Source organism: Lawsonibacter faecis (assembly GCF_014287675.1).
Lineage (GTDB): Bacteria > Bacillota > Clostridia > Oscillospirales > Oscillospiraceae > Pseudoflavonifractor > Pseudoflavonifractor faecis.
The window spans coordinates 183860-205075 of the sequence record NZ_JACOPQ010000007.1 but is presented as its reverse complement, the minus strand read 5'-3'; the positions used below and the strand labels follow the sequence as shown (position 1 = coordinate 205075).

Annotated in this window: 17 protein-coding genes; 13 read left to right on the top strand and 4 right to left on the bottom strand. The window is 61.2% G+C overall.

The features are described from left to right. Positions 1-4 precede the first annotated feature (4 nt). From H8S62_RS10710 to H8S62_RS10700, 3 genes are read right to left on the bottom strand one after another with little or no spacing between them, the layout of a single operon-like run. Positions 5-1471, bottom strand: coding sequence for an MBOAT family O-acyltransferase (locus tag H8S62_RS10710; protein WP_186919292.1), 1467 nt, complete (start codon positions 1469-1471; stop codon positions 5-7). Then, a complete protein-coding gene (locus H8S62_RS10705; protein ID WP_155148890.1) occupies positions 1468-1701 on the bottom strand; it encodes a hypothetical protein in 234 nt (77 codons plus the stop codon). The genes H8S62_RS10710 and H8S62_RS10705 overlap by 4 nt, the downstream gene beginning before the upstream one ends. Continuing rightward, entirely contained in the window at positions 1686-3161 is a 1476-nt protein-coding gene (locus H8S62_RS10700) for a class I adenylate-forming enzyme family protein (protein ID WP_186919290.1), read from the bottom strand. The genes H8S62_RS10705 and H8S62_RS10700 overlap by 16 nt, the downstream gene beginning before the upstream one ends. A 356-nt stretch (positions 3162-3517) precedes the next feature. On the opposite strand from H8S62_RS10700, the gene H8S62_RS10695 reads away from it, so the two are divergent. From H8S62_RS10695 to H8S62_RS10670, 6 genes are all read left to right on the top strand, one after another. Beyond that, the gene (locus tag H8S62_RS10695) at positions 3518-4726 is read left to right on the top strand and encodes a sensor histidine kinase (protein ID WP_173023971.1); all 1209 of its coding nucleotides are present in this window, start codon (positions 3518-3520) and stop codon (positions 4724-4726) included. Next, entirely contained in the window at positions 4723-5445 is a 723-nt protein-coding gene (locus H8S62_RS10690) for a LytR/AlgR family response regulator transcription factor (RefSeq protein WP_186919288.1), read from the top strand. The genes H8S62_RS10695 and H8S62_RS10690 overlap by 4 nt, the downstream gene beginning before the upstream one ends. A 243-nt stretch (positions 5446-5688) precedes the next feature. Beyond that, the gene (locus H8S62_RS10685; protein ID WP_186919286.1) at positions 5689-8217 is read left to right on the top strand and encodes a glycoside hydrolase family 3 N-terminal domain-containing protein; all 2529 of its coding nucleotides are present in this window, start codon (positions 5689-5691) and stop codon (positions 8215-8217) included. 75 nt (positions 8218-8292) lie between these two features. Beyond that, on the top strand, positions 8293-10827 hold the full coding sequence (locus tag H8S62_RS10680) for a glycoside hydrolase family 3 N-terminal domain-containing protein (protein WP_155148900.1): 2535 nt from the start codon (positions 8293-8295) through the stop codon (positions 10825-10827). An 85-nt stretch (positions 10828-10912) separates the two neighbouring features. Beyond that, on the top strand, positions 10913-13969 hold the full coding sequence (locus tag H8S62_RS10675; RefSeq protein ID WP_186919285.1) for a glycoside hydrolase family 3 N-terminal domain-containing protein: 3057 nt from the start codon (positions 10913-10915) through the stop codon (positions 13967-13969). A 102-nt stretch (positions 13970-14071) separates the two neighbouring features. Continuing rightward, positions 14072-14599, top strand: a complete 528-nt coding sequence (locus H8S62_RS10670) for a LytR/AlgR family response regulator transcription factor (protein WP_155148909.1) — start codon at positions 14072-14074, stop codon at positions 14597-14599. Between the two features lie 368 nt (positions 14600-14967). Here H8S62_RS10670 and H8S62_RS10665 read toward each other — a convergent pair whose 3' ends face one another. After that, the gene (locus tag H8S62_RS10665; RefSeq protein WP_155148911.1) at positions 14968-15834 is read right to left on the bottom strand and encodes a LysR family transcriptional regulator; all 867 of its coding nucleotides are present in this window, start codon (positions 15832-15834) and stop codon (positions 14968-14970) included. Positions 15835-15964: 130 nt separating this feature from the next. Between H8S62_RS10665 and H8S62_RS10660 the strand changes: the two genes are divergently transcribed. The 7 genes from H8S62_RS10660 (at position 15965) to H8S62_RS18710 (ending at position 20954) form a co-directional block, all read left to right on the top strand. Further along, positions 15965-16192 carry a hypothetical protein gene (locus H8S62_RS10660; RefSeq protein WP_155148913.1) on the top strand — a complete coding sequence of 76 codons (228 nt, stop codon included), beginning with the start codon at positions 15965-15967 and terminating at the stop codon, positions 16190-16192. Positions 16193-16197: 5 nt separating this feature from the next. Next, positions 16198-16740, top strand: coding sequence for a flavodoxin family protein (locus H8S62_RS10655; RefSeq protein ID WP_186919283.1), 543 nt, complete (start codon positions 16198-16200; stop codon positions 16738-16740). Positions 16741-16756: 16 nt separating this feature from the next. Next, a complete protein-coding gene (locus H8S62_RS10650) occupies positions 16757-17710 on the top strand; it encodes an alpha/beta hydrolase (protein WP_186919281.1) in 954 nt (317 codons plus the stop codon). Then, positions 17695-18561 (top strand): DUF3737 family protein, encoded by an 867-nt coding sequence (locus H8S62_RS10645; RefSeq protein ID WP_186919280.1) that lies wholly within the window; start codon positions 17695-17697, stop codon positions 18559-18561. Before H8S62_RS10650 ends, H8S62_RS10645 begins: the two co-directional genes overlap by 16 nt. 2 nt (positions 18562-18563) lie before the next feature. Next, entirely contained in the window at positions 18564-19112 is a 549-nt protein-coding gene (locus tag H8S62_RS10640) for an aldo/keto reductase (RefSeq protein WP_207723503.1), read from the top strand. Positions 19113-19124: 12 nt separating this feature from the next. Beyond that, positions 19125-20483 carry a flavodoxin gene (locus H8S62_RS18520; RefSeq protein WP_186919278.1) on the top strand — a complete coding sequence of 453 codons (1359 nt, stop codon included), beginning with the start codon at positions 19125-19127 and terminating at the stop codon, positions 20481-20483. 273 nt (positions 20484-20756) lie between these two features. Then, a complete protein-coding gene (locus H8S62_RS18710; protein WP_186919276.1) occupies positions 20757-20954 on the top strand; it encodes an AlkA N-terminal domain-containing protein in 198 nt (65 codons plus the stop codon). Positions 20955-21216 lie beyond the last annotated feature (262 nt).

Genomic DNA, 21216 nt, shown 5'->3' with positions numbered 1-21216 from the left:
CCCTCTAAAATTGAAAGTACGCAAAGCCCGCCGCGTCCTGGGTCGCCAGCAGGGAGAGCCAGCACAGGGCGACCGCCGTGACCAGGCAGGCCGCGGCGGCGGTCCGCCGGGCCGAGGCGTCGGGGGACGGGGCGCGGGGCAGGTCATACTGCCCCCACAGGCTGAGGCGGCTCATCGTGACAATGCACAGCGCCAGGAAGACTAGCTCCAGCCCCCCCATCTGCAGGAGGGCGAAGCAGTCGGCGATCTGCCCGCCTGTAAAGCTCCACGCGGTAAAGAGCCGGCCGAGGAGGACGCCCGCCTGCCCCACGCCGTCCGCCCGGAAGAGCAGGGCCGCAGGAATAAAGACCGCAAAGGCGCCCATCCGGCGGACCAGCTTCACCACGGGATCCGCCAGGTCGATGTTCCGGTGCTCCGCCATGCGCCGGGCGGGGCGCTTCAGCAGGCTCTCCAGGCAGACCCAAAACGCCGCGTACAGCCCCCAGAGGAGGTACGTCCACTTCGCCCCATGCCACAGCCCGCACAGGCTGAAGACGATGACCGTGTTGAGCAGTTTCCTGCCCAGCCCTTTCCGGCTGCCGCCCAGAGGGATATAGACGTACTGGGTAAACCACTGATTCAGACTGATGTGCCAGCGGCGGAAAAACTCGGTATAGCTCTGGGATAAGTAGGGCCGGTCAAAATTCCGGGTAAGCCGGATGCCCATGAGCCTGGCCGACCCGGCGGCGATCTCCGAGTATCCGGCAAAGTCGTTGTACATCTGCAGGCAGAAGAGGGCGCCGGCACAGAGGATGGCGAGGCCGTTGGCTGCCTCCGGAGATGCAAAGACCCTATTTACGAAGACGCCGCAGGTATCCGCCACCACACATTTGCGGAAAAAGCCGCAGAGGAGGAGCCGCCCTCCCGCCCTGAAGTCCTCCCGGTCCCAACGACCCTCCCTGCGGAGCTGGGGCAGCAGGTTCCGGGGATTCTCGATGGGGCCCGCCACAAGCTGTGGAAAGAACACCACAAAGAGTGCGTAGTAGCCGAAGTGCCGCTCCGCCGGAAAGTCCCCCCGGTAGACGTCGATGACGTAGGAGAGGGTCTGGAAGGTGTAAAAGGAGATCCCCACCGGGAGCAGCACGTCAATGGTAAAGCTCCATTCGCCTCCGGCAGCGCCGTTCACTACGTGCAAAACGCTCTGCAGCAGGAAATTTGCGTACTTAAAATAGATAAGGACGCCCAGGCACACCAGCAGCGTCAGCACCAGCAGGGCCCGCTTGAGGCGGGGCCACCGCATCATGGCCAGGGCGGAGCCGTAGGAGACCGCCGTGGTGAGCAGGAGCAGCACGACCAGGGCGGGATTCCAGTACATATAGAAGAAGTACGAGGCCGACAGCAGCCACACCCATCGGAACCGGGCGGGGAGAAACCAGTAGACCAGAACCACCACGGGTAAAAAGATCAGAAACGCGCCGGAGTTGAAATTCATGGCGTTCCCTCCAGTTCCAGCAGCGAAAAGGCCAGCAGAACGGCCGTCACCTCCATGGCCGACGCCCCCAGCAGGAGGCTGTAAGCCGAGGCCGCCAGCGCCAGCGCCGTCCCCAGGAGGGTAAACCACCCCCGCGTGGCCCGGTACCGCCGGTCAAAAAGCGCCAGGAAAAGCGCCGCGGCATATAGGACCAGGGCCGGCGGAAGGCCCAAAATCACTGACCCTGACATTGCAGCAGCATCTCCCGGACCCGCAGCTTGTCCGTCTTGCCGGAGCCGGTCATCGGAAGGGCCTCCGCCCGCCGGAACAGGGCGGGCACGAGGTTCTTCTGCACCCGGCTCCCCAGGGCCTGAGGCAGAGTCTGATATATCTCGGCCCGGCAGACCACCATCGCGGCGGGGCACTCGCCCTCGGTGGGGTGCGGCAGGCCCACCACGGCGGCGGCTGTCACCCCTTGGATGGAGAGGAGCGCGTCCTCTATGACCAGCGGCGAGATATTGTTGCCGTTGCGGATAATGATGTCCTTCTTCCGCCCGGTGAGGTGGAGGATGCCCTCGCCGTCCACATAGCCCAGGTCGCCGGTGTGGAACAGGGCCTCCCGGGGGGAGCCGTCGCCAAAATAGCCCACCATCCGGGTGGGGCCGTCCACGCAGATCTCGCCCGTCTGCCCCACAGCGGCCTCACCGCCGTCCTCCAGCAAAATCGCCCAGGTGTTCCGGGGATAGAACCTCCCCACGCCGCAGGCCCGGACCTGCTGGGGATCGCGGTAGCTGGCACAGGTGATGCCCACGCACTCGCTCATTCCGTAGGCCGGAATGAGGGTCATCTCCAGCGCCTCTTCTATGTAGCGGAATTGGCCTGGCGTGCACGGTCCGCCCGCGATGAACCCGGCCCGGAGGGAGCGCAGGTCGTACTTCTCCTTTTCGGCGGCCATGGCCAGATACAGGGAGGGCACGCCGTTCATCCGGGTAATGCCCTGGGTGCTGACAGCCTCCAGGATATGCGGTATATCGGTGGTCTTGGGGAAATAGAGGCGGTACCCCAGCACCATGGTTCCAGCCAGCAGCACCAGGCCGAAGATGTGGTCCAGCGGCAGCGCTCCAAGCGCCACGTCGTCCTGGGTATAGTATCCCAGCTCCCGGGTATCCATGAGGTCGTTGACCAGATTGTACTGGCTGATCATCACCGCCTTTTTCGCCCCGGTGGAGCCGGAGGTAAAGATTAAAAATCCGGGTGCCTTGGCGTCGGCAAAGGGGGGCACCTCCGCCCCCGCGGCTTTCTTGCGCATGGAGAGGCAGAGATCTTTCCCCGTGGCGGTCGAGGTCAGGGTCGCTACCGGCCGGGAGACATCCTGGTTCATCGTCAGGTAGTATTTGATCGGTATGGCCGCCTCACAGCTTTTCAGCTGCGCTGCCGCCTCGCCTCTGGGATCGGTGAGCACCGCCACCGCCCCCAGGCGCTGCAGGCAAAGCATGACCACACAGGTGTTTACGGTCCGCTGGGCAGGGATGCACAGATAATCCCCCGGGCGAATACCGACCTTGTGCAGCTGTCTGGCGCCCGACTCCACCCGTTCCAAAACCTGCCGGACTGTAAGCCATCCGCTCTCGCAGCCCAGCATGGGCTGGTCCGGAGCCCGCTCGGCCAGCACCTTCAAGAAAGCACAGAGCGTATCCTCATAAAATAACATCGCGCAACCTCCCCCGTTCCTGTTGGGGAGAGTGTACCATTCCCTCAAACGGCCCGGCAAGGGTAAGTGAACAAACGGCGGCTATCCTTGACAAACCGCGTTTGCCTATTTACAATATGCACAATAGGCCGACGTACGGCGGCGGAAAAGCTGTTTGAATTTGCTTGTCCACAGCGGCGGGGGCTGAATGAGGGGGCGGTGGGATGCCGGAGCTGGCTGGATTCAGCATAGTCGAGACACTGGACGCGGCTTGGTTTATCGAACGTATTCTCTTAGGGCTTGCATGGGCGCTGCTGTGTAACGGCCCTCCCCGCGGCCGGCGGGGCTGGGGGCGGCTTCTTGCGGATTTTGCGGTTTTGTCGCTGGTTCTGGGCGGCTGTGAGCTGCCTGCCCAGATATTATTTCCCAGCCTGTTTCTCATTGTCCGTACCCTTGTCAACGGACTGGCGGGCTTTGCCTATCTCTACCTGCGCTCAGACTATTACTGGAAATCCAAGCTGGTGATGTGGAGCTCCATGTTCGCCTGCTGCTGCGCGCTCTCCTCCATCGGCGGGATGTTCAGCTTCCTGACCGGAGAGTTTCTCGTCCGCGGCGCCATGGAGGGCGTGGTTCGCTGCCTCATTGCCACACTGGGCATCCCCCTGGCGCTCTATCTGCACGCCTTCAACTTTCAGAAGTACCAGTCTATTCCGTTCAGCGGTATGTCCGTCATCCTGATTGGCGACGCCAGCGTGCTCGTCTTCGTTCTCCTGGAGATCTTCTGGGCGGGTGCGGACTACCGCATCACGGTGAGCTTCGCCGTGGCCTACATCTGTATCCTCGGGATGACCCTGGTGGCCGTTTGGGCCATGCATGACATGTGCGCCGAGCAGGCCGATATCATCGCCCTCCAGGCCGAGAGCCAGCGTTTGCAGGGCGAGCGGGAGCTGTTCCGGGCCACTGAGGCCACGTTGGAAGATTTGCGCTGTATCCGGCATGATCTGAAAAACCAATACTCCTATATGCAGATATTGCTCTCCCAGAAACGTTACGGCGAACTGGAGGCCTATTTTCAGCAGCTCACGGATCATCTGCCCGCCCAGCTCAACTATATCGACTGCGGCAACCGGGCCGTCAACGCCATCCTCAATATGGAGATGGGAAAGGCCAAAAAGGAGGACGTACAAATGGAGCACCAGCTGGTGGTGCCGCCGGTGCTCCCCTTCGCAGAGGACGATCTCTGCGCCCTTCTGGCAAATCTTCTGGACAATGCAATTGAGGAGTGCGCCCGTCTTCGCCAGGTAAAGGATCTGCCTGTCTCCCTGCGGCTGGAGATCTATCCCCACCGCACCTATCTCTACATCATGTGCCGAAACACCACGGACCGAAAGCAGCTCCAGCGCCGGGGCACGGCCCTGAGCACCACGAAAGCCGACGGGCGTCTCCACGGCTATGGCACCCGGATCATCAGTAAAATTGCGGAAAAATACAACGGCTGCGCGGAATTCGGGCTGGACAGCGGCAACTTTGTTGCCAAGATTATGATAGATATGCTGTCCGGCGAGACGGGGGGAGTCACGGCATGAAAATAAAAATCGCGCTCTGTGACGACGACGCTAAGGCCCTGCCCATCATCGCCGGCGCGGCGGAATCTGCCTTTGCAGAAAAGGGAATCAGCGCGGAGATCACCCGTTTCCGCTCCGGCGAGGCCCTTCTCCGGGCCACTGAGGATACCCGCTTCCAGCTCCTCCTGCTGGACATTGAGATGCCCGGTATGGACGGCATCGCCGTCGGGAAGAGGCTCCGCGAGCGGGGGGACAGCACTCCCCTGGTCTACGTCTCGGAGGCGGAGAGCCGGGTCTTCGACTCCTTCTTTGTCCAGCCCCTGGGCTTCGTGCGGAAGAGCAATTTTCTCAATGATATTTCCGCCGTGGTGGAGCTTTACATTAAAACCAACGCGCAGAGCCAGGGCGGGGACCACATTGATTTCAACACCCGCTCGGGCCTCCTCACGCTGAAAAGCAGGCAGATCCGTTATATCGAGGGCAGCCGAAACTACCAACTGGTCTATCTGGATGGAAAGGCCGAGCCGCTTGAGGTCAAAATGACCATGGAGAAGCTGGACGCTGTCACACAGGAGCACGGCTTTATCCGCATCCACAAGGGCTATCTGGTCAATTCCGCCCACATCCAGCGCATCGGCGTCAATACGGTAACGCTGGTGGACGGGACGGAGCTCCCAATCGGCCGGAGCAAGGCTCATGAGGTGAAAAGCAAGTATCTCTCTCTGTTGGGGAAGGTGTAATCCGGTTTTTATAATACGCTCGCCAGCCGTCGGCCGCCTTTTGTCCATGACAAAAGGCGCCCGACGGCATTTTCGTGCGCTTCGTCAAGCCTCTCCCGCCGTATGGCACACCAAAATGCCGAATCTCCATCAAATATTGAAAAAATTTTGTGCAGATTTATGATAGCGTTGCGGCAGAAAAGGGCGGGCATCGCCCGCACAGGGCTGCACAGAGGTATCCCAATTCGGAAAGGAGATAGACAGATGAAAAAGAGGAACCGACTCATTGCACTGCTGCTGGCATTGGCCATGGTATTCGCCATGACGGCGTGCGGCGACACGGCGGACACGCCCAGCGCCAGCCAGACCCCCACTCCCTCTCAGAGCGCCGGACCCAAGGAGAGCCAGACCCCGGCCGCCTCCGCCGACGGCGTGGTGGCCCCCATTACCCCCGAGGAGCTGGGCAGCGGCAGCGTCAAATGGACCGAGACCAAGATGAGCGACGGCTGGCTTCAGGTCACCAACGAGGGCGGCGAAACCCTGGGCTACTCCGCCGATTCCGGCGTCTCCCTCATCCAGGTGGACGGCTACGCCTTCAAGGACCTGGACCGGGACGGTGTGCTGGACGGCTATGAGGACTGGCGAAACGATGACGAGACCCGCGCCATGGACCTTGCCAGCCAGATGTCTGTGGACGAGATGACCCCCCTCTTCACCCACGGCGGCTGGATGAGCTTCGGCACCACCATCGAGGGTGACGACCTGGCCTACATTCAGGCCGGCGGCCGCGGCGGCGTAACCCGCAGCGCCATTAACTCCGGCAATACCGGCATGGCTGTGGACTGGACCAACGCCCTCCAGGCCCTCTGCGAGTCCACCGGCAGCTGGGGCATCCCCGCCACCGTCTCCGTGGACCCCGCCAATATTTCCAGCACCATAGACCAGCTGTCGCTTGGCGCCACCTTTAATGTGGACACGGCATTCGAGCTGGGCGTGGAGCACGGCAAGCAGTACCGCGCCGTGGGCGTCTCCATGCTGCTGGGACCCCAGATCGATCTGGTAACCACCCCCATCCTGGCCCGTTCCTCCGGCACCTACACGGAGGACCCGGCCCTGAACCGGGACCTTACGGACGCGTACATCTCCGGCCTGCAGTCCACCTGGGCTGAGGACGGCACGGATCTCGGCTGGGGTGAGGAATCCGTCTACGCCATCGTGAAGCACTACGCCGGCGCCGGCGCCGCTGAGGGCGGCCGGAACGACCACAATGACTCGGGCAAATACGACGTCTTCCCCAGCAGCAACTATGAGGCCCACATCATCGGTTTCTTCGACGGCGCCTTTGCCCTCACCAAGAGCAGCACCAAGGAAGCGGGCGTGATGCCCAACTACGCCATCTCCTACAGCAACGACGGCTCCCTGGGCGAGCTGGTCGGCGGCGGCTACAGCGCGTACAAGATGGATATGCTGATGGACACCGGCTACCAGGGGTTCGTGCTCACCGACTGGGGCATCACCAGCGACGGCAGCCAGCCCTTCGGCGTTGAGGACCTGACCGAGAGCGAGCGCTTTGCCGCGCTGCTGAAAAACAACATTCACCAGGTGGGCGGCTCCTCCAACACCGAGGCGGCCGCTGAGGGCTACGAGCTGGTGGCCGACGAGCTGGGCGAGGAAGATGCCATTGCCTTGCTCCGCAACGCCGTGTACCACTTTGTCCTGTCCCAGATGCAGTGCAGCCTCTACGAGAACGCCTACATCACCCGGGATCACGCCTTTGACACCGTCTGGAACAACGACACCGACGCCTTCTCCCTGGATCTTCAGGAGCAGAGTATTATCATGCTGAAGAACTCCGGCGGCGCCATCTCCCAGTCCGACGGCGCCAAGAAGACCGTTTACATTCCCTATGCCTTTACCGCAGCCACCGCAGCCAGCTCTTCCGCCGAGGCCACTCCCGCCAGCTGGGAGCCCTCCCTGGACCTGACCGCGGTGGGCGAGTACTTCAATGTGGTCACTGACACCGTGAACGAGCCCTCCGGCACCGATGCGGACGGCAATCCGGTCTACACCGAGGACGACGTGGTCCGCGCCTCCGCCGCCGATCTGGCGGGCTGCGATATGGTCCTGGTGTCCATGAACGCGCCCAAAACCGACAGCACCACCGGCGAGGACGGCACCTATCTGCCCGCCTCCCTCCAGTACGAGGGCTACACCGCCAAGACGGCCCGCCGGGAGTCCATCGCCGGCAGCGTTACCACCGAGATCATCAACGACGGCTACGGCACCAAGTCTCAGGACGTGAAGGAGAACCGCTCCTACTACGGCAACACCGTGGGCCGGGACAGCAACTACGCCGACCTGGAGATGCTCCAATACGCGGCGAGTGCCGTGCCCGACTCCTGCAAGGTGGTCGTCCTGATGACCGCCGGCGGACCCATGGTCTGGTCCGAGGTGGAGCCTCTGGCCGACGCCATCCTCCTCTATTACGGCAATGCCAGCTTCGGCGGCAGCTGGTTCCAGGACGAAGCCCTGCTGGACGTGGTGTCCGGCACAGTGGAGCCCTCCGGCCTCCTGAACCTCCAGCAGCCCGCCTCCATGGAGGCCGTTGAGGCCCAGGCTGAGGACGTCCCCCGTGACATGGAGTGCTACGTGGACGCCGACGGCAACGCCTACGACTTCGCCTTCGGCCTCAATTGGTCCGGCGTCATCAACGACGAGCGGGTTCAGAAATACAACGTGGAGCCCCTCACCAAGGTGGAGAATATCGACTTCCACTACGCAAACGAGAAATAGGCGTCCGGCTCTTAACAGTGGCGCGGGACGGCCTCGCCGCCTGCGCCACTGTGATTAAATATCAGGAGGATTTATATGAAAAAGGCAAAACGGCTCACCGCGCTGCTGCTGGCATTGGCCATGGTATTCGCCATGACGGCGTGCGGCGACACGGCGGACACGCCCAGCGCCAGCCAGGCCCCCACTCCCTCTCAGAGCGCCGGACCCGAGGAGAGCCAGACCCCGGCCGCCTCCGCCGACGGCGTGGTGGCCCCCATTACCCCCGAGGAGCTGGGCAGCGGCAGCGTCAAATGGACCGAGACCAAGATGAGCGACGGCTGGGTTCAGGTCACCAACGAGGGCGGCGAAACCCTGGGCTACTCCGCAGACTCCGGCGTCTCCCTCATCCAGGTGGACGGCTACGCCTTCAAGGACCTGGACCGGGACGGTGTGCTGGACGGCTATGAGGACTGGCGAAACGACGACGAGACCCGCGCCATGGACCTTGCCAGCCAGATGTCTGTGGACGAGATGACCCCCCTCTTCACCCACGGCGGCTGGGCCAGCTTCGGCTACTCCATTGAGGAGGGCAGCGACGACTATGTGTATATCCAGAACGGCGGCCGCGGCGGCGTGACCCGAAGTGCCGCTTCCTCGGGCAATACCAGCATGGCAATCAGCTGGGTCAACGCCCTCCAGTCCCTCTGCGAATCCTCCGGCAATTGGGGCATCCCCGCCACCATCTCCGCAGACCCCGCCAATATCTCCAATACCATAGATCAGCTCTCTCTCGGCGCTACCTTCGACACTGACACAGCTTTTGATCTGGGTGTAAAGACCTCCAGGATGTACCGCAGCGTGGGCATCACCATGCTGCTGGGACCCCAGACCGACCTGGTAACCACACCGATTTTGGCCCGCGCCACCGGCGACTACACGGAGGACCCGGCCCTGAACCGGGACCTTACGGACGCGTATATCTCCGGCCTGCAGTCCACCTGGGCTGAGGACGGCACGGATCTCGGCTGGGGCGAGGACTCCCTCTATGCCATCGTGAAGCACTACGCCGGCGCCGGCGCCGCCGAGGGCGGCCGGAACGACCACTTTGACGGCGGCCGCTTCGATGTGTTTCCCAACAACAACTATGAGGCGCATCTCATCGCTTATTTCGACGCCGCCTTTAATCTGACCCGCAGCATTACGAAGGCGTCCGGCGTAATGCCCAACTATGCCGCCGCCTACAGCACCGACGGCTCCCTGGGTGCGCAGGTGGGCGGCGCCTACAGCGAGTATAAGATGGGAATGCTGCTGGACACCGGGTATCAGGGCTTTATCCTGACCGACTGGCAGATTACGGAAGACGGCGGAGCGGGCAGCTACACCGTGGAGGATCTGACTGTGGCGGAGCGCTTCGCCGCGCTGTACAAAAACGGCATCCACCAGGTTGGCGGAACCACCAATCTGGAGGGCGCTGCAGAGGGCTTCGAGTTGGTGGAAGACGAGCTCGGCGAGGACGAGGCCCTGTCCATTCTCCGCAACGCCGTGTACCACTTTGTCCTGTCCCAGATGCAGGTGGGCCTCTATGAAAACGCCTACGTGACCAGCGATTATGCGTTCAACACCGTCTGGAACAACGACACCGACGCCTACGCTCTGGAGCTTCAGAAAAAGAGCGTCATCATGCTGAAAAACTCAGATAACACGATTTCTCAGTCCGACGGCACCAAGAAGACCGTCTACATCCCCTATCAGTTCAACACAGGCTCTGCCGCCAGTTCCTCCGCCGAAGCCACTCCCGCCAGCTGGGAGCCCGCCATGGATCTGACCGCGGTGGGCGAGTACTTCAACGTGGTGACCGACACTGTGGGCGATCCCTCCGGCTCTGACGCGGACGGCAACCCGGTCTATACCGAGAACGACGTGGTCCGCGCCGGCGCCGCCGATCTGGCGGGCTGCGACATGGTTCTGGTTCCCATGAGCTCTCCCATCACCGACAGTTCGCTGACCGATGAGGGGATTTGGACGCCTCCGTCCATTCAGTATGAGGCCTATACCGCCAAAACCGCCCGCCGGGAGTCTATCGGCGGCACCGTAAGCACCGAGATTATCAATGACGGCTACGGCACCAAGTCCCAGGACGTAAAGGAGAACCGCTCCTACTACGGCAATACTGCCGCGCGCAGCAGCAGCTACGGCGATTTGGAGATGCTCCAGTATGTGGAAAGCGCCGTACCCGGCTCCTGCAAGGTAGTCGTTTTGATGGACGCCAAGAACCCCATGGTCTGGTCCGAGGTGGAGCCCCTGGCCGACGCCATCCTTCTCTACTACGGCACCAGCATGAGTTCCGGCTGGTTCTTCGACGAGACCCTGCTGAGCATCGCCTCCGGCGAGGCCGAGCCCTCGGGCCTCCTGAACCTCCAGCAGCCCGCCTCCATGGAGGCCGTCGAGGCCCAGGCCGAGGATACACCCCGGGATATGGAGTGCTATGTGGACGCCGACGGCAACACCTACGACTTCGCCTTCGGCCTCAACTGGTCCGGCGTCATCAACGACGAGCGGGTTCAGAAATACAACGTGGAGCCCCTCACCAAGGTGGAGAACATTGAATTCTACTACGCCAACGAAAAATAAACACTGATCCCTGTCGGCGTCTGCGGAGAGCGGAGTTTTCTCCGCTCTCCGCAGCGCTGTGGGGGCACGGCAAGGAGGCATCTGTATGATCGATCTACTTATCAATCTACTCTCACCGCTCTTCATCGCCATGGGCGCCAGCGTCGCGGACGTGGGCAACTATCTGCGGGCGGTCAGCGGCTACATTTACGCCATCCTGATCCTGGTGGCTCTGCTCATCGTGGTGATGGTGGCGGCCCATTTTGTGGCCAAAAAGGGCACCCGTCACGTGGTCCGCTGGAGCGGAGCGCTGTCCTTTTCACTGGCGCTGGTGCTCATTGTAAATCTCATCTGCTATGGCCCCATGAACGCCATCGTCTCGGGCGTCCTCAACGCCTCCAAGGCTGAGATCTCCGACGACGTGGCGGGCAACAGCCGCGCCGTCGTGCAGGAGGCCGCCGAGGAGGGCATGGTCCTGGTCAAGAACAACGGACTGCTCCCTCTCTCTGGTAATGTGGAGAGCCTGAACGTCTTCGGCTGGGCCTCCGCTTACCCGGTCTACAGCGGCACCGGCTCCGCCGCCAGCGGCGACAACAGCTCCGGTGTCGTAAGTATTATCCAGTCCCTTCAGGACGCGGGCTACGCCACCAACGACGAGCTTACAAACATGTACCTCAAGTACTGGGAGGGCCGCCCTGAAATAGGCATGAACGCCCAGAACTGGTCCCTGCCCGAGCCCACCAGCGAGTACTATGAGGGCGGGGTGATGTCCAACGCCGCCGCCTTCTCCGACACGGCGGTCATTGTCATCGCCCGCAGCGGCGGCGAGAACGCCGACCTGCCCACCGATATGTACGCCGTACAGAACGGCACCTACGACGTGGCCAAGTCCGGCCGGGTCCAGGAGTCGGTCACCGCCAACTACGGCTACACCAACGGCACCTTCTACGGCAACAGCTACGACTACAACGAGTTTGACGAGGGCGGCCACTTTCTGGAGCTGTCCCATACCGAAAAGGACCTGGTGGAGAACGTCTGCGCTCATTTCGACAATGTTATCGTGGTCATCAACGCCAACAACGCCATGGAGCTGAGCTGGGTGGACGACTACGACGAAATTGGCGCCGTCATCCTGACCCCCGGCACCGGCGAGACCGGCATGGCCGCCCTTGGCAATATCATCAGCGGCGCCGTCAACCCCTCCGGCAAGACGGTGGACACCTACGTCCGGGACCTGACCAGCACTCCCACCTTCCAGAACTCCGGCAATTCCGGCAACCATATCTACACCAATACCGCGGATCTGCAGAAGATGCTGGCACGGGAGGACAAGACCTATCAGGGCGTCGTCTCCTTTGTGGACTATGTGGAGGGCGTCTACATGGGCTACAAGTACTATGAGACCGCCTCCGACGACGGAGTGATCGACTACTACAGCGAAGTCCAGTATCCCTTCGGCTACGGCCTTTCCTACACCACCTTTACCCAGGAGATCACCGCTTTCGAGCAGGGCAAAGATACCGTGAGCGTGGATGTCACCGTCACCAACACCGGCTCCGTGGCGGGGAAGGATGTGGTACAGCTCTACTATACCCCTCCCTACACCAACGGCGGCATCGAGAAGGCCAGTGTGAACCTCATCGACTTCGAGAAGACCCAGCTTCTGGAGCCGGGCGCGTCCGAGACGGTCAGCTTCACCGTGGCGCTGGAGGATATGGCCTCCTACGACTCCGGCTGCATCAAGACCGCCGCGGGCGGATACATTCTTGAGGCGGGCGAATACGCGATGTCCATCCGCTCCGACTCCCACAACGTGCTGGACTCGCGCACCTTTACCCTGAGCGCCGACGTCGACTACAGCACCGATGGCCGCTCCTCCGACAAGGTTCCGGCCACCAACCAGTTCGGCTATGCCGAGAGCCCCATGGAGACCCTCTCCCGGAAGGACGGGTTTGCCAACTACGCCACGGCCACCGCCGCCCCCGCGGAGGAGCGCTACCTCCTGAGCGACGAGGATGAGGGCGTTATCAAAAACAGCACCATCATCCGCTATAAGCCGGAAGACCATGACGATCCCGACGCTGTCATGCCAACCACCGGGGCGAAAAACGGCCTCGTACTGGCCGACCTGGCCGGCAAGGGCTATGACGACGCCGACTGGGGCAAGCTGCTGGACCAGATGAGCGTGGACGAGATGGTCACGCTGGTCAACACCGGCGGCTGGCAGACGGCAGCCATCGACTCCGTTGGGAAGGTGGCCACCTCCGACTGCGACGGTCCCGCCGGCCTGAGCCACTACCTCACCGGCGCCACCGGCACCCAGTTCCCCGCCGAGGTGCTCATGGCCCAGACCTGGAGCAAGGAGATGGCCGACAAAATCGGAGACGCCATGGGTCAGGAGTTTGCCAGCGCCAACAACTACGGCTGGTACGGCCCCGCCATGAACCTCCACCGCAGCGCTTTCTCCGGTCGAAACTTTGAGTACTACTCCGAGGACGCGGTGCTCTCGGGCATCTTCGCCTCCTATGAGGTCAACGGTGCGGCCAAGTACGGCGTTTACTCCTACATCAAGCATTTCGCCGCCAACGACCAGGAGACCAACCGCTGCGCCCTCCTCATGACCTACCTCAGCGAGCAGACCCTGCGGGAGAATGTGCTCAAGCCCTTTGAGATGGTCGTGAAGAACTTCAATTTTGACAGCAATGTAATGGGGGTCATGACCTCCTACAACTGGCTGGGCAACGTGCCCTGCGTCAGCAACGCCGATCTTCTCCAAACCGTTCTGCGGGGCGAGTGGGGCTTCGTGGGCGCGGTCATCTCCGACTACGACGGCTCCTACGGGTATATGATCTCCCACCAGGCCATTCTGGCCGGCAACGACCTGATGCTGGGCCAGGGAATGTTTGAGACCAACGAGTTTACCAATCTGGACTCCGCTACCACCGTCACGGCTCTGCGGCAGGCCAGCAAGAATATTCTGTATACCGTGGCCAACAGCGGCTACTATGCCGACGCCTCCGCCAGTCAGGGCGGCATGAGCAACATGACCAAGATCTTCGTCGCCCTGGATGTGGGCGCCGTCGCCGTGGCCGTTGCCCTGGAGGCGGTCGTGCTCCTCCGCTGGTGGAACAAGCGGAAAAAAACCGCTGCGGTCGATCAATAATAGCGTTTGAAACCGTTTTCCCTCCGGGCGGGACCCGTAAAACGGCTCCGCCCGGAGGGAAAATCTTTTGTTTCAGGAAATGCCATATGGCGGGAGGCGGCTATGGATCAGCTCAGAATCGGATTTTGCAGCGGAGAGTGCCTGACGGCAAGCGCGGTCGCCGACGCACTTGACCGCGTTTTGGAAAAGCACTCTTACAGCTCTGCCCGCGGGGACGGGCTGGTTGAAGCGCTGAGAGCCGCGATAGAAACCTATCTGCGCCCCTTCCATCACCAGCGGGCTGTAAAACGGGTCGTCGTGTCCACGCAAAAGGAATTAATCTCGGTGCCGGTCATCACCATCCGTTACTTCGAGAGCAGCGGACACCAGCAGCTTATGTATTTGGAGGACCGTCAGGAACCCGTTCCAATCTCCAGCAAAATGCAAAAGCTGGAGACGGAACTTGCTTCGGAGGGATTCCTGCGGATTCATCAGGGCTATTTGGTCAACGGTTTCTTTGTCGACCGTATCGGCTCCGGGGCGGTGTTGATGACCGGCGGTGAACGCCTTCCCGTCAGCCGCAGCAAACGGCCTGCACTCAAGTCGCGGTGCCTGGCGCTGCGTCGGGAATACGGAGACATCTTACTCTAGCGTCATGCAGACACGGGCGGCACGGCCCTCTTTTTTGCCGCCACAAGCAGAGCAGTACGGTCGGCAGTCCCATATCACACAGCGCCTGGAGCCGCCCGCACAACCCTGAATCGCTTAGTTCCCCCTTCGTCCGCTTTGTATCGCAGGGAGAAGAAAAACTTAACCCGCTGAAAGCCGGACGACACTAAATCCATTATGAAATCTTTTTTGCATGGTTGAGGCACAACTGAAATCCGTCTGATTCCGCAAAATGCGATAAACTTTTGATTTATAGTACTGTAAGAGGTGTCGATACCGCAAATATGCAAAGGAAATAAAAAAGGTGGTGCCGGAATCATAGTCCCGGCACCACCTTTTTCTCGCTTCTATTACACGATCCGCTCCATAAACACCTTGGCCGCCGGGGAGAACGGCTGGTATTTCTTCGTCACCGCGACAATATCCACCTCCAACGGCGGATCAAGAGGGCGGAAGGTCAAATTTCTGCTTTTGGTATCCGCCAGACCGTCCAGACAGAAGGCGCAGCCGATTCCCTGCTCCACCAGATGGGTGGCGTTATAGAGCAGATTGTAGGTGGCGACGATGTGGAATCTGTCGTAGCGCGCGCCGAACCACTCTATCCGGGAGGGGCCGTGGTGGGTCTGCTGGGAGAAGATCAGGGGCAGGCCGTCCAAATCGTCCAGGGTTACGGCCTCCTTTTCGGCCAGCTGACAGTCCCGCGGCATGAGAAGTCCAAATACGTCTTTGAATGGCAGCGCCGTGTACTCGAACCGATCATAAATGGCCGGCTCCTGCAGGATACCCACGTCCAAAAGCCCCTTGTCCAGCTTTTCAAAGACACTGGCCGCGTCACCGCTGAAGATGTTGAACCGGATGCCGGGATAGTCGGCGTGGATGGACTGAAAGACCTTTGTAATCTGCTCCATGGCGGGCGTCTCAGCGCAGCCCAGGTAGATGTCGCCTCCCACGATCTCGTCTCCGGCGGTAAAGGCGGACTCCGTCTTGTCCACCAGCTCCATAATCTCCTGGGCCTGTTTGCGCAGGAACATCCCCTCCTCGGTGAGGGTCACGCTGCGGTTTCCCCGGATCAAGAGCTGCTTGCCCAACTGCCGCTCCAGGTCCATCATCTGCTTGGAGAGGGTGGACTGGGTGACATGGAGGGTCTCCGCCGCCTTGGTAATATTCTGCTCCCTGGCAATGGCGAGAAAATAGTGGAGCAGCCTCGTCTCGATCATGGCCTCCACCTCCCTTCTATTTTATTTTAACGCCCATTGCCATTCCTGTCAACGATGGCTAGCTATGATTAACAACCGTTTGTAATTTCCGCGCGGCGGTATAAAATAGAGACACCAGAGGAGGGGGCCCATGGAGGATCAAGAGATCAGAAGCTGCCTGAACGCCTGTGGATTCCAGTCCGAGCAGCGGGAGCGGTATTTGATCTTTGTCAGGGGCGGGCAGACGAAAGCCCAAATCCGGCTGCTGTGGCAGCAGCGCAAGCTCCTGATGGACGACCTGCATACCGTTCAAAAGCAGGTGGACTGCATCGACTATATCATCCGCTCACTGGAGCGGGCCGAGCAAACGAAGGAGTGACGCAAATGAACAAAAAGGTACTTATCATCTCCACCAGTCTGCGCCAGAACAGCAATTCCGAGCTGCTGGCCCGGCAATTTGCCAGGGGCGCGGAAGAGGCCGGGAACCGGGTGGAAACCGTCTCCCTGCGGGGAAAGAACATCCGCTTCTGCATGGGCTGTCTTGCCTGCCAGAAGACCGGGCGGTGCGCCATTCAGGACGACATGGAAACCATCACGGAGAAGATGCGCGAGGCCGAAGTGATCTGCTTCGCCACCCCGGTCTACTACTATGAGATGTCCGGCCAGATGAAGACCATGCTGGACCGGGCCAACGCCCTCTTTGCCGCCGACTGCGCCTTCCGGGACATCTACCTGGTCACCGCCTCGGCGGAGGCGGAATACAGCGCCGCCGACGGCCCCATCCACGGACTGGAGGGCTGGATCGCCTGCTTTGAAAAGGCCCGCCTGGCCGGTGTGGTCCGGGGCGGCGGGGCAGGCGACCCCGGCGAAATGGAGGGGTTGACCGGCAAGCTGGACGAAGCCTATGAGATGGGTAAAGCCATATAAATAGGAGGGAATCAACATGAGTGGATATATCGCTGAGCTGTCGGAAAATGTAGCGCGCACCCACGTCCGCTACAACAACCGCTATGGCATCGCCCTGGCCGGTGATCTCTATACCGCCAAGGGCCTGGACAAAACCCAAAAGCACCCCGCGCTGGTGGTTGGCGCGCCCTACGGCGGGGTGAAAGAGCAAGGCCCCTGCGTGTACGCTGGAGAGTTGGCCCGGAGGGGCTTCGTGGTGCTCACCTTCGACCCTTGCTATATGGGGGAGAGCGGCGGCGAACCCCGGCACGTCTCCTCCCCCGACCTGTTCAGCGAGAATATCAGCGCCGGGGTAGATTTTCTGGGGATGCAGGCTTTCGTGGACCGGGAACGAATCGGCGCATTGGGCATCTGTGGTTCCGGCGGTTTCGCCCTCAGCGCCGCCCAGGTGGACACCCGAATCAAGGCGGTGTGTACCGCCTCCATGTACGACATGAGCGCCGCCGCCCGGCTGGGCCAAACGCCAGAACAGATCCAGGCGGCCAAGGAGACGCTCTCCAAGCTGCGGTGGGTGGACGCGGAGAACGGCTACCCGGATTGGATTCCAACCTTCCCCGAGGAGCCAGCGGATACAGTTCCAGAGGGCCTGAATCCCGTGGACGACGAGTTCTACCGCTTCTATGGCGTCAATCGGGGCCACCACCCCAACGCCCGGGCGGGTTTTACCACCACCAGCACCCTGGCCTTTCTGAATTACGCGCTGCTGGACCACGTGGCGGAGATCAGCCCCCGCCCCGTCCTGCTGATCGTGGGCGACCGGGCCGCCTCCCGCTTTTTCAGCGAACAGGTCTATGAGCGGGCTGCCCAGCCCAAAGAGCTGTATGTGGTGGAGGACGCGGAGCATATCGACCTCTACGACCGTACCGACCGCATTCCCTTCGACAAAATAGAGGATTTTTTCAGAGGAGCACTGCAATGGGCGACAAAATGATAGAAAATCAAACCTTTGACCGGGAGCGGGCGCTGTACGGCAGCCACGGCCTCACCGTCCGCCGCTGCGCCTTCGACGGCCCCACCGACGGGGAGAGCGCCTTCAAGGAGTGCGTGGGCGTCACGGCGGAGGACTGCTTTTTCAACCTCCGCTATCCCTTCTGGCACGTCCACGGCCTCACCATCCGCCGCTCGGAGCTGACCGAGCTGTGCCGGGCGGCCCTGTGGTACTCCGACCACATCGCCATCGAGGACACCAAGCTCCACGGCATCAAAGCTCTGCGGGAGTGCGACCATGCCGCCCTTAAAAACTGCGACATCATTTCCCCGGAATTCGGCTGGTCGGCCAGGGACGTGGAGATGGCCGACTGCACCGCCGAGAGCGAATACTTCTTCATGCGGGGTGAAAACCTCCGCTTTGCCGACGTGCAGTTCAAGGGCAAGTACTCCTTCCAGTACGTCAAGGGCGGCACCTTCGACCACTGCACCTTCGACACCAAGGACGCCTTCTGGCACAGCGAGAATGTCACCGTCACCGACAGCGTCATCAGGGGCGAGTATCTGGCCTGGTACTCGGAAAACCTGACCCTGATCCGCTGTAAGATCGTCGGCACCCAGCCGCTGTGCTACTGCAAGGGCCTCAAGCTCATCGACTGCGAGATGGTGGACGCCGATCTGGCCTTTGAAAAGTCTGAGGTAGAGGCCACCGTCACCACCCCCATCGTCAGCGTCAAGAATCCCCGTGCGGGAACCATTACCGCCCCCGCCGTGGGTGAGCTTGTCATGGATGACCCAGAGGCCTGTGGAGAGGTCATTTTAAGCCAGTCCATTTTGACAGAGAAGGGGGCCTGACGATGGTGCAGACGGTGAAGCTGCAAAATGGCGTGGAGATGCCCCTGGAGGGCTTCGGCGTTTTTCAGGTGGCCGCCCCGGCCCAATGTCAAAAGGCCGTGGAGACGGCCCTGGACGTGGGCTACCGCCTGCTGGACACCGCCAGCTCCTACCAGAACGAGGAGGCGGTGGGCAAGGCCGTCAAAGCCTCCGGCGTACCCAGAAGGGAACTATTCGTTACCACTAAGGCGTACATCCGGCAGATGGGGTATGAGAAAACGAAAGCCGCCTTCGTGAAATCCCTTGCAAAGCTGGGGCTGGACTATCTGGATCTCTACCTCATCCATATGCCCTTTGGCGACTACTACGGTGCCTGGCGGGCCATGGAGGAGCTCTACCGGGAGCGGCTGGTGGAAAACCTGGCTGTATGGGATTTTGCCTTGGACGCCGACGACCTTGCCAAGATCGCCGCCCTGGACATAGGCCAGCCCTCCATTCTGGACACCAACAAACCCAGCGAGGTGCGACGGGTGTACGACTATCTCCGCAACCCCGTTATCACCAGCCTGTAAGGAGGAACCAATATGAAGAAAAGACTTCTCTCCCTCTTATTGATCCTTGTGCTGGCACTGAGCCTCTTCCCGGCGGCGTTGGCCGTGAGCGGAATCTCCGATGTGCCCGCCGACGCCGCCTATGCCCCGGCTGTGGAGTGGTGCCGGGAGCAGGGCCTGATGAACGGTGTGTCCGCCGACCGCTTTGACCCGGAAGGGACCCTGACCCGGGCCATGCTGGCCACCGTGCTCTACCGGGCTGAGGGAACGCCCGCTGTTACCGACGCGTCCGGCTATACCGACGTTTCAGCAGGGAACTGGTACACCGACGCCGTGCTGTGGGCTTCCGGCGCGGACCTGCTCCAAGGGTACGGCGGCGGCTATTTCGGCCCCAACGACCCGGTGAGCGTGGAAATGCTGGATATTGTCATGGCCCGCTATCGCGGTGAACTGCCCACCTGGGCAGGCGACCCGGCCAGGGCCGTCCCGGCCACCCGTGCCCAGGTGGCCGTGGCCCTCTATGAGAATTTGGGTTGGGAGGAAACCACCCGGGGCGGGAAAGTCCTGGTGGCCTACTTCTCTGCCACCGGCACCACCCGGGGCGCGGCGGAGCGGGTGCAGGCCGCCACCGGCGGCGACCTCTTTGAGATCGTCCCCGCCGTAGCCTATACCAGCGCCGACCTGGACTACAACGATTCCGCCAGCCGCTCCCAGATGGAGCAGCGGGATCCCGCCGCCCGCCCCGCCGTCAGCGGCGCTGTGGAGGGCATGGACGGCTACGGCGTAGTATTCCTGGGCTATCCCATCTGGAACGGCAGGCCGCCCAGGATCATCAGCACCTTTCTCGAAAGCTATGACTTCACTGGAAAGACCATCGTGCCCTTCTGCACCAGCGGCGGCAGTGGATTCAGCGACTCCGGCCTGCATGAGCTGGCCTCCGGTGCCACCTGGGCGGAAGGCCGCCGCCTCAACAGCGCCTCCCAGGATGCCGTGACCCAGTGGGTGGACGGCTTGCAGCTGAGCTTCAAGGAGGAAACCACCATGAAACTCACCGTGACAAACGGCAATACTTCCGTCGTGTTTAAACTGAACGACAGCCCCGCCGCCCGCTCCCTGGCGGGCCAGCTCCCCCTAACCCTGGATGTACGGCCCTTCAGCTTCAACGAACAGACCTTCTATCCCCCTACGGCCCTGGACACCACCGGCACGCCCGACATTACCTCCGCCCAGGCGGGGACACTGGCCTATTACGCCCCCTGGAGGGATGTGGTGATGTTCTACGGCAGCTTCAGCGGCGGGGGCCGCGGCGTCCTCTTTGAGTTGGGCCAGGCCGTGGAGGGCGCGGATGCCATCCGGGAACTTAGCGGCACCATTACAATTACTGCGAAGTAAACAGTTGACTGCAAATAAGGGACGGCTTCTCTCAGCAAGAGATGAGCCGTCCCTTATTTGCAGGTAATACACGTTCTCCCCCAAGTGTGTCAATTACCAATAAGATTCATCTAAACCTAAATGACCTACAGCAATTGTGCCGCCTTGCTTCACGCTCAAAAATGAAATGATTGAATGAACACAAGGACGAGAAGAACCATGTCCGAAAATGGCGTGATTTATCAAGACGTTTATACTATAATGGAAAAAAGGGCGATAGCATGACGAAACGAAATGCCGCCTTATATGAGGCGTCCGCCCTATCGCTGGGCGGACACGCTGAATTTTCTTTCCGCAAGAGCGATACCGGGTGTGGAACGGGTTGAACGTGGAGCCTATCTGCGGACGGTCTGGCTGCTGGATAAAGCCGGGAACCCACACTATGGCTGGATTCGTGTGACTTGCCGAACGCAAAGGGCCTGCTGGATGTGACGCTGAGCGACACGCTTATTCCTGTGTCGTCCCAGGTGTTGGACCGCGTCCGGCGCTTTTCAACCTCTACTGCGACCCGGATGTGATCGCTCAAACCCTCCAGACCATGAACGAGCTGCGTCCCGGCCTGTGCATACCGGGAACACGGCTGCCGGTATGCCTTGAGCCGTTTTAGATGCCGGTGCCGGCCATCTTAAGCTAACACCAACAGCCGGTGGTTATGATTGATCTATAAATATATTCACAGGGAGACCACGTTCAA

Excerpts from the sequence above, each read along its gene's own strand:
- H8S62_RS10710 (WP_186919292.1), bottom strand. The coding sequence starts at position 1,471 with ATGAATTTCAACTCCGGCGCGTTTCTGATCTTTTTACCCGTGGTGGTT.
- H8S62_RS10705 (WP_155148890.1), bottom strand. The coding sequence starts at position 1,701 with ATGTCAGGGTCAGTGATTTTGGGCCTTCCGCCGGCCCTGGTCCTATAT.
- H8S62_RS10700 (WP_186919290.1), bottom strand. The coding sequence starts at position 3,161 with ATGTTATTTTATGAGGATACGCTCTGTGCTTTCTTGAAGGTGCTGGCC.
- H8S62_RS10690 (WP_186919288.1), top strand. The coding sequence starts at position 4,723 with ATGAAAATAAAAATCGCGCTCTGTGACGACGACGCTAAGGCCCTGCCC.
- H8S62_RS10685 (WP_186919286.1), top strand. The coding sequence starts at position 5,689 with ATGAAAAAGAGGAACCGACTCATTGCACTGCTGCTGGCATTGGCCATG.
- H8S62_RS10680 (WP_155148900.1), top strand. The coding sequence starts at position 8,293 with ATGAAAAAGGCAAAACGGCTCACCGCGCTGCTGCTGGCATTGGCCATG.
- H8S62_RS10675 (WP_186919285.1), top strand. The coding sequence starts at position 10,913 with ATGATCGATCTACTTATCAATCTACTCTCACCGCTCTTCATCGCCATG.
- H8S62_RS10670 (WP_155148909.1), top strand. The coding sequence starts at position 14,072 with ATGGATCAGCTCAGAATCGGATTTTGCAGCGGAGAGTGCCTGACGGCA.
- H8S62_RS10665 (WP_155148911.1), bottom strand. The coding sequence starts at position 15,834 with ATGATCGAGACGAGGCTGCTCCACTATTTTCTCGCCATTGCCAGGGAG.
- H8S62_RS10660 (WP_155148913.1), top strand. The coding sequence starts at position 15,965 with ATGGAGGATCAAGAGATCAGAAGCTGCCTGAACGCCTGTGGATTCCAG.
- H8S62_RS10655 (WP_186919283.1), top strand. The coding sequence starts at position 16,198 with ATGAACAAAAAGGTACTTATCATCTCCACCAGTCTGCGCCAGAACAGC.
- H8S62_RS10650 (WP_186919281.1), top strand. The coding sequence starts at position 16,757 with ATGAGTGGATATATCGCTGAGCTGTCGGAAAATGTAGCGCGCACCCAC.
- H8S62_RS10645 (WP_186919280.1), top strand. The coding sequence starts at position 17,695 with ATGGGCGACAAAATGATAGAAAATCAAACCTTTGACCGGGAGCGGGCG.
- H8S62_RS10640 (WP_207723503.1), top strand. The coding sequence starts at position 18,564 with ATGGTGCAGACGGTGAAGCTGCAAAATGGCGTGGAGATGCCCCTGGAG.
- H8S62_RS18520 (WP_186919278.1), top strand. The coding sequence starts at position 19,125 with ATGAAGAAAAGACTTCTCTCCCTCTTATTGATCCTTGTGCTGGCACTG.
- H8S62_RS18710 (WP_186919276.1), top strand. The coding sequence starts at position 20,757 with ATGCCGCCTTATATGAGGCGTCCGCCCTATCGCTGGGCGGACACGCTG.